This is a genomic window from Pseudomonas sp. TUM25319 (genome assembly GCF_056388475.1).
In genome coordinates this window covers 6,327,234-6,342,181 of record NZ_CM150751.1, presented here as the reverse complement: position 1 = coordinate 6,342,181, position 14,948 = coordinate 6,327,234, and the positions used below count along the sequence as shown (strand labels likewise).

Annotated in this window: 15 protein-coding genes; 6 read left to right on the top strand and 9 right to left on the bottom strand. The window is 65.2% G+C overall.

Annotation, left to right across the window (positions count from 1 at the left end; all coding sequences use genetic code 11):
• Nucleotides 1–68: 68 nt before the first annotated feature.
• Nucleotides 69–956 carry a (2E,6E)-farnesyl diphosphate synthase gene (gene ispA / locus AC05QJ_RS28675; protein ID WP_476744572.1) on the bottom strand — a complete coding sequence of 296 codons (888 nt, stop codon included), beginning with the start codon at nt 954–956 and terminating at the stop codon, nt 69–71.
• A complete protein-coding gene (locus AC05QJ_RS28670) occupies nt 953–1,195 on the bottom strand; it encodes an exodeoxyribonuclease VII small subunit (RefSeq protein ID WP_476744571.1) in 243 nt (80 codons plus the stop codon). Before AC05QJ_RS28670 ends, ispA begins: the two co-directional genes overlap by 4 nt.
• A gap of 208 nt (nt 1,196–1,403) precedes the next feature.
• On the opposite strand from AC05QJ_RS28670, the gene AC05QJ_RS28665 reads away from it, so the two are divergent.
• From AC05QJ_RS28665 to AC05QJ_RS28655, 3 genes are read left to right on the top strand one after another with little or no spacing between them, the layout of a single operon-like run.
• Nucleotides 1,404–2,807, top strand: a complete 1,404-nt coding sequence (locus AC05QJ_RS28665) for an MBOAT family O-acyltransferase (RefSeq protein WP_476744570.1) — start codon at nt 1,404–1,406, stop codon at nt 2,805–2,807.
• Complete coding sequence (locus tag AC05QJ_RS28660; RefSeq protein ID WP_476744569.1) at nt 2,794–3,921, top strand: SGNH/GDSL hydrolase family protein; 1,128 nt, start codon at nt 2,794–2,796, stop codon at nt 3,919–3,921. The genes AC05QJ_RS28665 and AC05QJ_RS28660 overlap by 14 nt, the downstream gene beginning before the upstream one ends.
• 1 nt (nt 3,922) lies before the next feature.
• Entirely contained in the window at nt 3,923–5,092 is a 1,170-nt protein-coding gene (locus AC05QJ_RS28655) for an SGNH/GDSL hydrolase family protein (RefSeq protein WP_476744568.1), read from the top strand.
• Between the two features lie 173 nt (nt 5,093–5,265).
• Here the strand turns inward: AC05QJ_RS28655 and AC05QJ_RS28650 are convergent, their stop codons facing one another.
• From AC05QJ_RS28650 to AC05QJ_RS28625, 6 genes are read right to left on the bottom strand one after another with little or no spacing between them, the layout of a single operon-like run.
• Complete coding sequence (locus AC05QJ_RS28650) at nt 5,266–6,807, bottom strand: ABC transporter substrate-binding protein (RefSeq protein WP_476744567.1); 1,542 nt, start codon at nt 6,805–6,807, stop codon at nt 5,266–5,268.
• Between the two features lie 34 nt (nt 6,808–6,841).
• Nucleotides 6,842–7,816 (bottom strand): ABC transporter ATP-binding protein, encoded by a 975-nt coding sequence (locus AC05QJ_RS28645; protein WP_476744566.1) that lies wholly within the window; start codon nt 7,814–7,816, stop codon nt 6,842–6,844.
• Nucleotides 7,813–8,799, bottom strand: a complete 987-nt coding sequence (locus tag AC05QJ_RS28640; protein ID WP_476744565.1) for an ABC transporter ATP-binding protein — start codon at nt 8,797–8,799, stop codon at nt 7,813–7,815. Before AC05QJ_RS28640 ends, AC05QJ_RS28645 begins: the two co-directional genes overlap by 4 nt.
• On the bottom strand, nt 8,796–9,656 hold the full coding sequence (locus tag AC05QJ_RS28635) for an ABC transporter permease (protein WP_476744564.1): 861 nt from the start codon (nt 9,654–9,656) through the stop codon (nt 8,796–8,798). The genes AC05QJ_RS28640 and AC05QJ_RS28635 overlap by 4 nt, the downstream gene beginning before the upstream one ends.
• Nucleotides 9,653–10,600 carry an ABC transporter permease gene (locus AC05QJ_RS28630; RefSeq protein WP_476744563.1) on the bottom strand — a complete coding sequence of 316 codons (948 nt, stop codon included), beginning with the start codon at nt 10,598–10,600 and terminating at the stop codon, nt 9,653–9,655. Before AC05QJ_RS28630 ends, AC05QJ_RS28635 begins: the two co-directional genes overlap by 4 nt.
• Nucleotides 10,601–10,603: 3 nt before the next feature.
• Nucleotides 10,604–11,497: a proline iminopeptidase-family hydrolase gene (locus tag AC05QJ_RS28625; RefSeq protein ID WP_476744562.1), complete on the bottom strand. Its 894-nt coding sequence runs from the start codon at nt 11,495–11,497 to the stop codon at nt 10,604–10,606.
• A gap of 178 nt (nt 11,498–11,675) precedes the next feature.
• On the opposite strand from AC05QJ_RS28625, the gene AC05QJ_RS28620 reads away from it, so the two are divergent.
• Nucleotides 11,676–12,437, top strand: a complete 762-nt coding sequence (locus AC05QJ_RS28620) for a LuxR family transcriptional regulator (protein ID WP_476744561.1) — start codon at nt 11,676–11,678, stop codon at nt 12,435–12,437.
• 98 nt (nt 12,438–12,535) lie between these two features.
• A complete protein-coding gene (locus AC05QJ_RS28615) occupies nt 12,536–13,435 on the top strand; it encodes a proline iminopeptidase-family hydrolase (RefSeq protein WP_476744560.1) in 900 nt (299 codons plus the stop codon).
• Between the two features lie 87 nt (nt 13,436–13,522).
• On the opposite strand, the gene AC05QJ_RS28610 is transcribed toward AC05QJ_RS28615, so the two are convergent.
• Complete coding sequence (locus AC05QJ_RS28610; RefSeq protein ID WP_476744559.1) at nt 13,523–14,395, bottom strand: helix-turn-helix transcriptional regulator; 873 nt, start codon at nt 14,393–14,395, stop codon at nt 13,523–13,525.
• A gap of 314 nt (nt 14,396–14,709) precedes the next feature.
• On the opposite strand from AC05QJ_RS28610, the gene AC05QJ_RS28605 reads away from it, so the two are divergent.
• Nucleotides 14,710–14,907, top strand: a complete 198-nt coding sequence (locus AC05QJ_RS28605) for a hypothetical protein (RefSeq protein WP_476744558.1) — start codon at nt 14,710–14,712, stop codon at nt 14,905–14,907.
• The last annotated feature ends 41 nt before the right edge of the window (nt 14,908–14,948 follow it).

Genomic DNA, 14,948 nt, shown 5'->3' with positions numbered 1-14,948 from the left:
GCCGGCAACGCCGGCTCCCACAGGTATCACGCGTGGGAGCCGGCGTTGCCGGCGATGGGCTCACTGTGTCAGTTACGCCGTTCGACGATATACCGGGCCAGCGCCCGCAGCGGCTCGGCGGCTGCGTCAAACGGTCGCAAGGCGTCGAGGGCCTGGTCGCGCAGTTCCAGGGCGTAGGCCTTGGCAGCGTCCAGGCCCAGGAGCGCCGGGTAGGTGGGCTTGTCGCGGGCGATGTCGGCGCCCTGGCGCTTGCCCAGGGTCTCGGTGTCGCTCTCCACGTCGAGGATGTCGTCCTGCACCTGGAACGCCAGGCCGATGGCCTGGGCATAGTGTTGCAGCGCCTGGAGCCGGCTGTCGTCGGCGCGTTCGCTGGCCAGGGCGCCCAGCCGGACGCTGGCTTCGATCAGCGCGCCGGTCTTGTGCCGGTGCATGAACTCCAGGGCTTTCTGGTCGAGCTTCAGGCCCACCGAACCTAGGTCGATGGCCTGGCCGCCGACCATGCCTGCAGGGCCGGCCGCCTTGCTCAGGACCTGGACCATGGCGATACGGGTGGCGTCACTCTGCCGGCTCAGGCGCGAATCGAGCAAGGCGCTGAAGGCCAGGCTCTGCAGGCCGTCGCCGGCGAGGATCGCGCAGGCTTCGTCGAAGGCTTTGTGGGTGGTCGGCTGGCCGCGGCGCAGGTCGTCGTCGTCCATGGCCGGCAGGTCATCGTGGACCAGCGAGTAGGCGTGGATCAGTTCTACCGCGCAGGCCGCGCCATTGGCGTGTTCAGCCGGCGCGCCAAGGGCTTCGCAGGCGGCGTAGGCGAGCAGCGGGCGGACCCGCTTGCCGCCGTTCATCACGCTGTAGCGCATGGCGTCGTAGAGCCGGGTCAGTTCGACCGACGGCGGCTGGAACAACTGCTCCAGAGCGGCATCGACGCGGGACTGGCAGAGGGTCTGGTACGCCTTGATCATTGCTCGGATTCCGCGTCGAAGGGCTCCGCGGTGAGTTCGCCGTCACGCTCCAGCAGGATCTGCACCTTCTGCTCGGCCTGGGTCAGGGCACCCTGGCAGTCGCGGGTCAGGCGGATGCCTTGTTCGAAGGCGGTCAATGAGTCTTCCAGCGACAGTTCGCCGTTCTCCAGGCGCTCGACCAACGCTTGCAGGTCAGCGAGGGATTGCTCGAAATCGATGGCGGCTTTTTTTCGGGCCATGGCGGCTGTCTCGGTGGCGGTTTGAACGGCGCGACACTAGCAGAGCAGGGCATTGGGGGCAAATCAGTGGCGCCTTCTTTGGTCGCATTCCGGGGGCAGGCGCCGCGTTGTGAGGGCTCATGGCTCTCTGCCATAATCGCCACCGCTCCGCGCCCGGACGTTCCTGTCGCGTCCGCGCCCCATTCGTCGTTGCGTAATGGACTACGTTGTGAGCTTTCTTTCGATCGAGTTCGGCCTCGCCTTCATGCTGTTCTTCGCCCTGTACTGGAGCCTGTGCTGGAGTCTCCGGGCGCAGAATGCTGTGCTATTGGCGGGTAGTTACGCGCTGGTGGCCAGTTTCAGCCCCTGGGCCTTGTACGTGCTGCTGGGCTACACGGCAGCGGTCTGGGGGCTCGGGCGGCTGGCCGGGCGTTATCCGGGGCGTGGTTTCAACGCCGGGCTGCTGTTGTTGCTGGTGCTCGGTGGCTTCTACCTGTTCAAGTACCAGGAATTCTTCGCCTCCGGCCTGCAGGCGGCGCTGACGGGTGTCGGCCTGAGTGTCTCGCCGCCGGTGTTGCAGGTTCTGGTGCCGGTGGGCTTTTCCTTCTATGCCTTCCATTCGGTCAGCTACCTGGTGTCGATCAATCGCCGCGAGCTGACGCCTGCGCCGGTCATGGACCTGGCCTTGTACCTGGCGTTCTTCCCCAGTCTGGTGGCCGGTCCGGTCAATCGTGCCGCGCAGATGCTGCCGCAGATCCGTCCGCAGCAGATGCGCCAGGTGCTGGAGCCACAGCGGGCCCTCGGTCTGATTGCCCTGGCGGTGGCCAAGGTGTTTCTGTTCAGTGGCTGGCTGGGCAGCGAATGGGTCGATCCGGTGTTCGAGACGCCGGGCAGCTTTTCGCCCGAGCGCATCCTGCTGGCGGTGTATGGCTACAGCCTGCTGATCTACCTGAACTTCAGCGGCTATACCCAACTGGTGACCGGCATCGCCCTGTTGCTGGGCTTTCGTCTGCCGGTCAACTTCGACGCACCCTACGCCGCGCGCAACCTGCGGGAATTCTGGACGCGCTGGCATATCAGCCTGTCAACCTTCATTCGTGACTACCTCTATATCCCGCTGGGCGGCAACCGGCGGGGGCCGTGGCTGGCCACCCTGAACATGTTCCTGGCGATGCTGGTTTCCGGGCTGTGGCACGGGGCGAGCCTGAACTTCCTGATCTGGGGCGCGCTGCACGGCGTGGGGCTGGCGCTGTACAAGCTGTGGGCCAGCGTGTGCCCGCGCTCGGCGGGTTGGCCGGGAACGGAGCTGCTGGCGCGCCTGTTGACCTTCCATTATGTGGCGCTGGCCTGGATCTTCTTCCGCGCCACCAGCCTGGAGAATGCGCTGGACCTGTTCTCCGGTCTCGGCGGCTTGTCCCTGGGCGGGCTGGCGCAGGACGCTGGCGCGCCCTTGCTCGCCTGCCTGATCGGGGTGGCGATCTATCCACAGGCGCGGGCATTGCTGGATCGCGGTCTCGCGGCCAGCAGCCGGATGCCCTGGCAGTTCTATCCGCTGCCGTTGGCGCTGTTCCTGGCGCTGATCATCTTTGCCGCGCCGTCCGGTGTGCCGGGGTTCATCTATGCAGGTTTCTGAAACCCGTCACCTGTTTCATACCCAGCTTGGTGCGGGGCGAGTGTTGTATGCGCTGTTGCTGGCCACGCTTCTGCTGGTCTGGCTGAACCAGCAGTCCATCGGCCTCTACTGCCAGCAGAAATACCATCAGCGCTGCGAACTGCCGGGCGTGGGGCAAAGCTCGCTGTGGCGCCTGGGTGGCAACCTGAACCAGGCCCTGACCGATGCCCGCGAGCGCTTTGTCGACAGCCTGGAGGAGCAACTGGCCGGAGCGCCCGTCGAGCCTGCGCCGGAGAAACCGGTGGACGTCGCGCCGGTCACGGTATTCGAACTGCCACCGAGCATGCCGGTGGTCACCGTGTCGCTCGACACGCCGGCAACCCGGCCCGCGCCTGCCGCGCCCAGGCCCCGGCCGATAGCCGCACCGGCGCGGCCTGTCGTACCCGCGCCGGTTGCGCCGTCCAGCGGGACGACACGTGTCACGCTGGGTAGCGGCGACGAAGTGTTCCTGGTCGGCGACTCGATGATGCAGGGCGTGGCGCCGCACCTGTCCAACACCCTGCTCAAGCGCTACGGCATCCGCAGCATCAACCTCAGCCGGCAGAGTACCGGGCTGGCCTATCCGGGTTTTTTCAACTGGCCACAGACGGTAGCGCGGACCTTGAAGGAGCGCCCGAACGTGCGGCTGATGGTGGTTTTCCTCGGCCCCAATGATCCCTGGGACATGCCTCAGGGCAAGGGCAAGCCATTCCTGCGCTTCAGGACACCGGCCTGGGAGCAGGCGTACCGGCAGCGGATCGACGGCATGCTCGACCAGGCGCGCCAGCATGGTGTGCAGGTGATCTGGGTCGGACCGCCGAACATGCAGCAGGCACGGCTGTCCACTGCCATGGCCTATCTCAGCGGGTTGTACCGACAGCAGGTGCTGGCCCGCGGGCAGCGCTATGTGTCGGCCAATACCGTGCTGGGGTACCGCGCCGATGAGTTCTCCAACACCGTGCAGAACGCTCAGGGCGGCCAGACCCGGACCCGGGCCGACGACGGAATCCACTTCACCATTCCCGGGCAGAAGCTGATCGCCAATCAGGTGTTGTCGCTGATCGCCTTCCCCGGACCCACCGTGACGGGGCATTGAGATGCGTCCAATCCGCTGTTCCCTCGCGCTGCTGATGCTCGCCGGCTCGCTGCCCGGCGCTGCTGCACTGGCGGCGGACACTGCCCGGCAGCCGGCCGCCAACCTCGGTGTGCTCGCCGGCAAGCTCCGCGCCAGTGCGCGTGGACCGGTGAATGTCGTGCAGTTCGGTGATTCCCACACCGCCGCCGATCTGTTCAGCGGCGAACTGCGCCGACGGCTCCAGAAGGACTACGGTGACGGCGGCATCGGTCTGGTGGCCGCGACGCCGGTGCCGGGCACTCGCTACGAACAGGTAGTGCTCAAGGCGCCGGAGTCGCAATGGCAACTGGTGTCGGCGCGCAATCAGCACAGCGAGCAGTTTCCCCTGGGCGGTTATCTGTCGCTGGCCCAGGTCCCCAAGGCTTCAGTGCGTATCGAGGCGCGCCAGCCCGGCGAGCAGCGCTATCGGGTTTCGGCGCTGTATCAGGCACAACAGCACGGCAGCCTGTCTGCGCGGGATGGCAGCAATCCTGACCGTCGCCTGATGCTCGCGGCTACCGGCGGACAGTGGCGCTTCAGCCCGGTGCTGAACAACGCCCGCTTGCCGCTGGAGCTGGCGGTGGAAGCGCCGGCAGGGGAGGCCTTGGGTGGCTGGTTCATCCAGGGCCAGAAGAACGCCGGCGTGACCTTGTCCACGCTCGGTATCAATGGTGCGCAACTGGCGGTGATGGACAAGTGGCAGGCTGGCTGGCAGGAAAGTCTCAAGGCGTTGCGCCCGGACCTGGTGATCCTGGCCTATGGCACCAACGAAGCGTTCGATCCGCGTTTCGACCTTGAGCAGTACCGCACGCAACTGACCCGCACCCTGGCGGAACTGCGCCGGCAGATGCCGCGGGCAGTGCTGCTACTGGTCGGTCCGCCGGACTCGATCCGCCAGCGTGGTGCCCAGGGGTGTGCGGCGCGAATGCCGGGGCCGTTGCCGGCGATCGTCGGTATTCAGCGTGAGGTGGCCAAGGCGAGCGGCGCGTTGTTCTGGGACTGGCAGGCGTTCATGGGCGGGGACTGCTCGATCCAGCAGTGGCAGGCCAGCGGGCTGGCGCGGGATGACCTGATTCACCTGAGTGCCGAGGGGTATCGGCGTAGTGCGGCGGGGCTGTACGGGTTTCTGCGGGGACAGTTGGGACTGAAATGAACATCGCCGGCGTTGGGTTCGGCCCGAACCTGGTGGGAGCGGCTTGAGCCGCGAATGGGCGCGTAGCGCCCACAAAACCGGTGTCCCGGGTGTATCAGTCTGATCGGGGACTCAGGTTTTACGACGGCTTCGCCGCCGTTCGCGGCTGAAGCCGCTCCCACAGTGGGACTGACTCAGTTCTTCGCAGTCTTCACCCCAGGCTCGAGTTTCACCGTCTCTTCCAGCGTGAACCGTCCCAGCGGGTTCTGCAGGAAGTTCTGGATATTGCTGCGCGAGACGTTGATGTACGGGCTGTAGTACAAGTCGATCCAGTTCACGTCCTGCTTCGCCAGTTTCTGCAGCTCCTGGTACATCTGGCCGCGCTTGACCGGGTCGGTTTCCACCCGCGCTGCCGCGACCAGGTCCTTGACCTTGTCGCTCTTGTAGCGGGTCATGTAGTTCTGGTTGGTGTCGTGACCGAGGACGAAGGTGGTCTTCTGGTCGGGGTCGAGCACGTCGTTGGTCCAGTACATCACCGACAGGTCGTAGTCGCCATCCACCAGCATCTGCCAGCTCTGGGTCGGGTCGACTTTCTGCTGGTTGACGGTGATGCCCACCAGCTTCAACTGATCCTGAACCATCGTGGCGATCTGCTCATCGGCCTGGTTGCCGGCGTTGACCACGTAGTTGACCTTCAGCCCCTCGGCGCCGGCTTTTTTCAGGAGTTCGCGGGCCTTGGCCGGGTCGTATGGCCGTTGCAGGTTCTCGGCATTGTGGTACAGCGCGCCCTTGGGAATGTAGGAGTACGCTACTTCGCCATGGCCGAAGGTCACGGCGTCCACCAGGGCCTTCTTGTCGATCGCCAGGTCGATGGCCTCGCGCACTTCGGCTTTGCCCAGCAGGCCTTTCTCGTGGTTGATCAGCAGGTGGTCTTCACGGGTCGACGGGTCGAGGTGGATGGTCAGGTTCGGGTCTTTCTGCAGTTCGTCGACGCGGGAGAAGGGCACGAAGATCGCCGTATCCAGTTCACCCGTCTGTACCTTCAGCATGCGGGTGTTGTCGTCGGGGATCGAGATCCATTCCACACCGTCCAGGCTGACTTTGTCGGCTTCCCAGAACTCCGGGTTCTTTTCCAGGACCACGCGGTCGCCGCGCAGCCATTCCTTGACCTTGAAGGCGCCAGAGGTGACCGGGTTCTGGGCGTACTCCTCCTCGCCGAGCTTCTCCATGGCGGTCTTCGACAGGATCGAGACGTTGGCGGTACCCAGTTGAGCCAGGAAAGGCACCGATTTGTTCTTCAGCGTGACCACCAGGGTGCGGTCATCGGCGGCTTCGGCCTTGTCGATGATCTTGTACGAGTCGGCCCACAGCGAGCCTGGGTTGTCGCGGATGCGCAGCAGCGAGAAGGCGGCGTCGCTTGCGGTCAGGGGCGTGCCGTCGGAGAACCTGGCATCGCGGATCTTGAAGGTGTAGGTCAGGCCGTCGTCGGACACTTTCCAGCTTTCAGCCAGCCCCGGGACCAGTTTGGTGCCGCTGTTGTCGACCCGGATCAGCACGTCGTAGACGTTGGCGAATACCCAGCTGTCGCGGTTCTGCGCGCTCTTGATCGGGTCGAAGGTGGTGCTGTCTTCACGGCAACCGATGGTCAGCACGCCTGCTGCCTGGGCCAGGCCACTGGTGAGGGCGGTGGCGGCCAGCAGTGCGGCGGTGAGTAACTTCAGTGCTCCGGGTTTCATGCTCAAGCTCCTTTTGATGGTTAGGGGTATTGCTTCAGAACAGTGGCTCCGGGTGGACGCAGGTGTAGTACCGGGCGCCCAGCGAATGGGTGGGGGGTGTGGCTTCGCGACAGGCCGGCACGGCGTACTGGCAGCGCGGATGGAAGGTGCAGCCCGACGGCAGGTTCAGCGGGCTCGGCGGTTCGCCCGGCAGCGGCTGCTCGGGCAGGCGGCGGGCCGGGTCGATGTCGGCGACGGACTGGATCAGCGCGGCGGTGTACGGATGACGTGGTGCCTCGAACACGTCGCGCACCGGGCCTTGCTCGACGATGCGCCCGAGGTACATCACCGCCACCCGGTCGCACAGGCGGCGGACCACGGTGAGATCGTGGGTGATGAACAGCAGCGCCAGGTCCATGCGTTCGCGCAACTCCAGCAGCAGGTTGATGATCTGGCCCTGGATCGAGACATCCAGCGCCGCGACGCATTCATCGGCAACGATCAGGCGCGGCTCGATGGCCAGCGCCCGGGCGATGCCGACCCGCTGGCACTGGCCGCCGCTGAGCGAGCGCGGCTTGCGGTCGGCCAGTTCCGGGCGCAGGCCGACCCGTTCGAGGAGTTCGTTGACCCGGGCAGCGATACGCTCTGGCGGCACCTTGCGCTGCACCCGCAGCACTTCGGCGAGGATCTGGCCGATGCTCTGGCGCGGATTCAGCGCGGTGTACGGGTCCTGGAAGATCATCGCGGTTTCGTGGCGCAGGCGGGCGATGTCGGCCTTGCTGCCGTGGGCCATGTCGATGCCGTCGAAGAGGATCTGCCCGCCTGCTGCCTCGTTCAGGTGCAGGATGGCCCGGGCCAGGGTGCTCTTGCCGCAGCCGGACTCGCCCACCAGGCCTAGGGTTTCGCCGGCCTTCAGTTCCAGCGAGGCACCGTTGACCGCGCTGACCTTGCGCTGGCGCAGACCGAACAGGCCGCTGCCGGCGGCGGGGAATTGCACCTGCAGGTCCTTGACTTGCAACAGCGTGGTCATGACAGGGCTCCGGCGGGCAGGGGCGTGTGGCAGGCGAGGCGATGGCCGGCGGCGGTGTCGCGCAGCTCCGGCAATTGCTCGCGGCAGAGGGGTGTGGCGTGGTTGCAGCGTGGCTCGAAGCGGCAGCCGGGCGGCAGGGCATCGAGCAGCGGCGGCTGGCCGGGAATGGTGTTCATCAGGCGCTGGCCGCTGTCCGCCGCCGGGTGACAGGCGAGCAGGCCGGCGCTGTAGGGGTGCTGCGCACGGGTCAGCAGTTCGGCCTTGCTGCCGTGCTCGCACAGGCGGCCGGCGTACATGACGGCGATGCTGTCGCAGGTCTGCGCCACTACACCGAGGTCGTGGCTGATAAGGATCATCGACAGCCCGCGGCGGTCGCGCAGCTCCAGCAGCAGACGCAGGATCTGCGCCTGCACGGTGACGTCCAGGGCGGTGGTCGGCTCGTCGGCGATCAGCACCTTCGGGTTGCAGCCCAGCGCCACGGCGATCATCGCTCGCTGGCGCATACCGCCGGAAAACTCGTGGGGGTAATTGTCGACGCGGGATTTCGGATCGGGGATGCCGACCTGGCGCAGTACCTCGATGGCCATGGCCTTCGCCTCGCGGCGCGAGGCGCCCTGGTGCAGGCGAATGCCCTCGGCGATCTGCTCGCCGATGCGCATCAGCGGGTCGAGATGGCTGCTGGGGTTCTGGAAGATCATCCCCAGTTCGCGCCCGCGCATGCGGCGCATGCCGGCGTCGTCCAGTTGCAGCAGGTCGGTGCCGGCCAGATGCGCGGCGCGCCCTTCAACCCGCAGGCTGGGCGACGGCAACAGACGCATCAGGCCGCGGCAGGCCATGGTCTTGCCCGAACCGCTCTCGCCCACCAGCCCGAGGATCTCGCCTTCACCGAGGCTGAACGACAGGCGATCGACCACGGCGATGTCGCGCTGGCCGACGCGGGCGATCACGCTGAGGTCTTCGACCTGGAGCAACGGTGCGGTCATGAACGGTCTCCGAGGCGTTCGGCGACGCCATCGGCCAGCAGGCTGAAGCCCATGGCCAGGGTCACCACGGCCAGGCCCGGGAAGGTGCAGATCCACCAGGCCGTGGTGATGAAGCTCTGACCTTCTGCAACCATCGTGCCCCATTCGGCGGTGGGCGGTTGCACGCCGAGGCCGAGGTAGCTCACTGCCGCGCCGTTGAGCAGTACCAGTACGGCGTCGGACATGCAGAACACCACCGAGCTGAACAGCGCGTTGGGCATCAGGTGGCCGAACAGGATGCGCCGGTGGCTGAAACCGAGGCTCTTGGCCGCCAGGGCGAAATCGCTCTCCTTGAGTATCAGTATCTGCGAACGGATCAGCCGGGCGTAGGACACCCAACCCACCAGCGCCATGGCGATATAGAAACTACCGAGCCCGGGGCCGAGGATGGCCATGATTGCCAGCATCAACACCAGGAAGGGGAAGGCCAGGACAATATCGATCAGGCGCATGCAGAGGTTGTCCAGGCGTCCGCCGACATAGCCGGAAATGGCACCGATGCAGGTGCCGAGCAGAAACGGGAAGATCACCCCGATCAGCGCCATCTGCAGGTCGATGCGCGCGCCCCAGATCACCCGCGAGAGGATGTCGCGTCCGAAGTTGTCGGTGCCGAAGGGGTGCGCCAGGCTCGGTGCGGCGAGGCGCAGGTTGCCGTTCTGCAGCAGCGGGTCGTAGGGCGCGACCCAGGGCGCGAACAGCGCCAGCAGAATCCAGCCCAGCACGATCGCCAGGCCGAAACACAGGGTCAGGCGCCCGTCGCCGAGGTTCCAGCGCAGACGCCAGCGAGTGGGGACGGCGACGCTCGGGCTGTGGCTCATTGGATCTTCACCCGCGGGTCGATGGCGGTGGTGACGATATCGGCGAGGAAGTTGACCGCGACCGTGGCGCAGGCCAGCACCATGGCCACGCCCTGCACCACCATGTAGTCGCGGGTGAAGATACCGCGCACCAGCAACTGGCCGATGCCGGGCAGGGAGAACAGGCTTTCGATCACCACCGTGCCGCTGATCAGCCAGCCGATGTTGACCGCCAGCAGGTTGACCGTAGGCACCATGGAGTTGGGCAGGATGTGTCGACGAAACACCGCCGCCTCCGAGAGGCCGCGGGCGCGGGCGGCGGTGACGTGATCGGCCTGCATCTCGAGGAGGATGCTGGCGCGCAGGTTGCGCACCAGCACCGCCGACAGTGCCAGGGCGATGGTCAGGCAGGGCAGCACCAGATGGTGCAGCTTGTCATCCCAGGTGCGCCCGTAGCCGGAGACCGGGAACAGCCCCCAATGCACGCTGAACAGCAGGATCAGCATCAACCCCAGCCAGAAGGCCGGCAAACCGAGGCCGGCGGTGGTGAAGACACGGATCAGGTTGTCGGCCCAGCCACCCTTGTTGCGAGCGGCGAGGGTCGCCAGGGGCACGGCGATGAGCAGCGCCAGCACGACGCTGCCCAGCACCAGCATCAGTGTGGGCTCGACGCGGGTGCTGATCAGCTTGAGGGTGTCGACCCGGTACAGCAGCGACTGGCCAAGCTCGCCGTTGAGCAGGTTCTTGAGGAAGTACAGGTACTGGGTCCAGAGAGGTTCATCCAGTGCGTACTGGGCGCGGATCTTCTGCAGGGCGTCTGGCGTGGTACGCGCGCCGAGCAGCACCCGCGCCGGATCGCCGGGGATCGAGCGCACCAGCACGAAGGTGATGACGCTGATGCCGAACAGTACCGGCAGCAACTGCAGCGGTCGGGTGAGGACGAAACGGTAGCGCGCCAGGTTCATCGGTCAGCCCCGGTTGCGCTGCAGGAAGTCCAGCAGCACCGGGAAATAGCCCTGGGGTTCCTCGTAGAACGGCATGTGGCTGCTGTTGGGGAACACATGCAGCTCGGCGGCGGTGTTGACCAGCGCCAGTTTCATGCGCATGGCGCAGGCGGGGGTGAGTTCGTCGTGCTGGCCGGTGGTGATCAGCACCGGCATGCGGAAGTCGCCCATCTCCTTCAGGCGGTTCCAGTCCTTGAGATTGCCGATGTAGAGGAACTCGTTGGGGCCTTGCATGGCGGTGTACGGGCCCATGTTCCAGTCACCCAGCGAGCGCTGCACCGGCGCCGGCCATTCTTCGAGGCGGCAGACGTGGCGGTAGTTGAGCAGGGTGATGGCGGCCTGGTACTGGGGATGGTCGAGCTGGCCGAGGGCTTCGTAGCGCTGCATCATCGCCACGGTCTCGCTGCCGAGGGCGCCGCGCAGGCGTTCCAGTTCGCTGGACAGGTGCGGGATATCGCCGACGGTGTTTTCCAGGATGAGCGACTTCAGCGCCTGTGGATGATGGAGGGCGTACTCGATCGCCAGCCAGCCGCCCCAGGAGTGGCCGAGCATGTGCACGCGACCCAGGTCGAGGGCCTGGCGCACCGTCTCCACTTCGGCGACGTAGCGGGTGATGTCCCACAGGGACGTGTCGTCGGGGCGGTCGGAGGCGCCGGTACCGAGCTGGTCGAAGGCGACCACCCGGATGCCCTTGTCCTTGAGCCATGAATGGGCATCGCGAAGGTAGTCGCACGGCAGCCCCGGACCGCCGTTGAGGCACAGCAGCACCTCGTCCCCTTCGCCATAGCTGTACACCACGAGATTGTGGCCATCGACCGATACATTGAACTGCTGGTCAGGGTGCATCTCACGCCACATCGCTACTCTCCTGTTGGCAATGGCTTACAGCTATACCCTGCGCAGGAGAACGCGCTGCCTACAAGCTAGTATTTCTTATAGGTTTCGTCTGGCAGTCCCGCGCCGAGCCGTGGCATTCTACGTGCCGGACTTCACAGATGGAAATCCAGCAGGGGTATATCAACAGGGAGCGCAAGGAATGCAGGCCAAACTGGCTGATCTCAATACCCGTTTGTTGTCTGGCAGGAGCCTGGACGAGCAGATGGACAGCGTTGCCGACCTGGCGGCGCAACTGGGCTTCGACGCTCTGGTGTATGACTACAGCCCGGTCCCGCTGGACCACGGCGGCGAGTTGATCACCCCCACCGTGGTCAGGCTTCGCAACACCCCCGGCGACTGGCAAGACCTCTGGTGTTCCGAAGGTTTCTACCAGATCGATCCGGTACAGCTGCTGTCCATTTCCGCCATTTCGCCGTTCGTCTGGTCGTACCTGCCCCAGGAGGAAACCGTCCTGCAGCGCTTTATCGACCGTCGCCACGCACCGGTGGTCGGCTACCTGCAGGATGCCCAGCTGGCGTGTGGTGTCACCGTGCCCATTCACTTGCCCCGCGGCGGCCTCGCCACACTGACCGGCCTGCGTCCCCACGTCAGCCCGCACGACCTCGACGAAGCCCGCCACAGCCTCGCCGACTTCAGCCTGCTGGCCCACGCCCTGCAGGAAGTCGCCCATCCGCTGCTCGCCAAGGAAAATGCCAACAAGGCCATCCGCCTGACCCGACGTGAGCTGGAATGCCTGCGTTGGGCCGCCGAAGGGCTGACCGCGGCGCAGATCGCCGAGCAACTGAACCGCTCCCTGGCGACCGTTTCGCTTCATCTCACCTCGGCCATGCACAAATTGGGTGCAAAGAATCGCGTCCAGGCCGTGGCCCGAGCCGTGCATTACCGGCTGCTCGATAGCTAGCTATCGGAAAAATCGCGAAAACCTAGCGAATTCTCTAGTTATGCACGGTCGCTTACAGGGCTATGGTGTGCCCTGTGATTCGCACGGAGCCGGATGAAATGGAACTCATCAAATCGCGTGAAGGTTTTGCCCCGTTTGGCAGTTACCAGACCTGGTATCGCGTCACGGGTGATCTGGATTGTGGTCGTACCCCGCTGGTCATCCTGCACGGTGGCCCGGGCTGTACCTACGACTATGTCGATGCCTACAAGGATGTCGCTGCTGGCGGTTACCCGGTCATTCACTACGACCAGTTGGGCAACGGGCGTTCGACCCACCTGCCCGACATGCCGCCGTCTTTCTGGACGGTGAGCCTGTTCCTCGAAGAACTCGACAACCTGCTCGACCACCTCGGCATTCGCGATCGCTACGCGCTGCTGGGCCAGTCCTGGGGCGGCATGCTCGCCAGCGAGCACGCGGTTCGCCGGCCGGCCGGCCTGCGTTGCCTGGTGATCGCCAACTCGCCGGCCGACATGCGCACCTGGGTCAAGGAAGCCAATCGCTTGCGCGAGGACTTGCCCAAGGACGTCCAGGACACCTTGCTGCGCCACGAAGCCACCGGTGACTACACCGCCGCTGAATACATCGCCGCCGCCCGGGTGTTCTACGACCGTCATGTGTGCCGCCTGAACCCCTGGCCGGACGAAGTGGCGCGCACCTTCGCCCAGGTCGATGCCGACCCCACCGTGTACCACGCGATGACCGGGCCAAATGAGTTCCACATCATCGGCACCACCAAGGACTGGACCATCGTCGACCGGCTGCACCTGATCAACGTTCCGAGCCTGCTGATTTCCGGTCGCTATGACGAGGCTACGCCGCTGGTGGTCAAACCGTACCTGGACCTGATCCCGGGCATTCGCTGGGCGCTGTTCGAAAACTCCAGTCACATGCCCCATGTGGAGGAACGCGTGGCGTGCATGGGGACGGTGGTGACCTTCCTCGACCAGAATCTGTAACGTTTCGCTGGCCCATCGGCCAGTGCGGGTTTCCCTTCCTCAGGCCTGTCCGGGTATGTACCCGGCGGGCCTGAGTTCTTTCCGGCGTCAGTCGTACAGCCAGCCTTTGAGCGCGGCCAGGTTCCTGACCACGATTTGCTGCGCCTCGGCCTTGGGATTGAGGTTTCGGGTGTCGATCTGGAAACGCTGCAGCACATATTTGACCAGAGCCCGGCGACAGGGGATTTCCAGCGCGCCCTCGAGCATGCCGAAGTCGGCTTCGATAATGGCTTTCTGCGCCGGCTCCAGTCGAGGGTCGGGCTCGATGATCACCGGAACCTCACTGTTCCAGTCGTTATCCTGGGCAATGCCGTGCTCGGTCTTGTCCAGCAGATCCGGTTCGCCGCGGAACCGGCTGAGCACGAAATCACGGAAGCCGCGGTTTTTCTCGCACCAGGCGCGCACATGCCAGCGCATGCCGGTGTTCACCAGGGTGTGCGGGGCGATGAGGCGGATTTCCGGCTCGGGATTGGCCAGCGAGACGTATTCGGTCTCCAGGCGAAGCCCTTCACGGCAGGCTTTGAGCAGCGGGCGCAGCACTTGCGGCCGGATCGAGCGGTCGGGCACCTCGAGCACCTGGGTGTGGGCATAGGCCAGTTTCAAGCCTTCCAGGTGCTCGGCGCGTTCATTGTTCTGAAACAGCAGGTGCAGGTACGCGCTGGCGCTGAAGTCGATGAACCGTGGCTGGAACCCGCTGGCCGGCACATAGCCCTTGGCCTTCTTGTCGTACACGAGGTTCTCGGGAGCGTGCTCGGTGATGTAGCTGTTGATGTCCTTGGACGCCTGCTGGCGGCTGATGCCGTAGCTTTGCATCAGGTGGCCGGTGGTCAGGCGGCCTTCCCACCAGGCCACGGTTTCGATCAGGCGGTAGCGCTGGGCGAGGTCCCAGCGGACGCTGGAGGAGGGGGGAGAGCGTTTCATGGTCTTCCTTGTGGATAAAGCCGGTGACGAGAGGCGCCTTGGATCGAGGCAGGCCGCCAGAGTCTACGGATTGTTCAGATATTGGAAGACCGCCATGGGGCGCTGCATCGTGTCCTGTAAATTTACTGGACACATCTCTTCTCCCGACAGGTCCTGAATGCGGGTTTAGCTGCTGTTTGAGCGCCTCTCACCACTTGACCTATCCGAAAACTTGACCTGTGTATCCAGCCACCAATAGCGCTGGATCGCGGCCTCGCTTAATGTTCGCCCAACGCAAATATCATTCGGCCATTATCTGTGACGAGGAGTTCGCCATGCCCATCAGGCCCCAGCCTTGCACGTACGTCTGCACGCGCTGCCGCTGGAAAAAGACCGTCGCGCCAGCCAGCGACGCGCTGATGCCAGGTGAGTATTTCGGTGCCTGCCCGTCCTGCGCCAGTACAGCGATTGAGCGTCGGGCTCCGACCTTGCTCGAACTCGCACTGGTCAGCCTGATGCCCCGTCGGCGCTAGACGAAAGTCGGCCACGGGGAATCGACGAGTGCTGGAAGCGG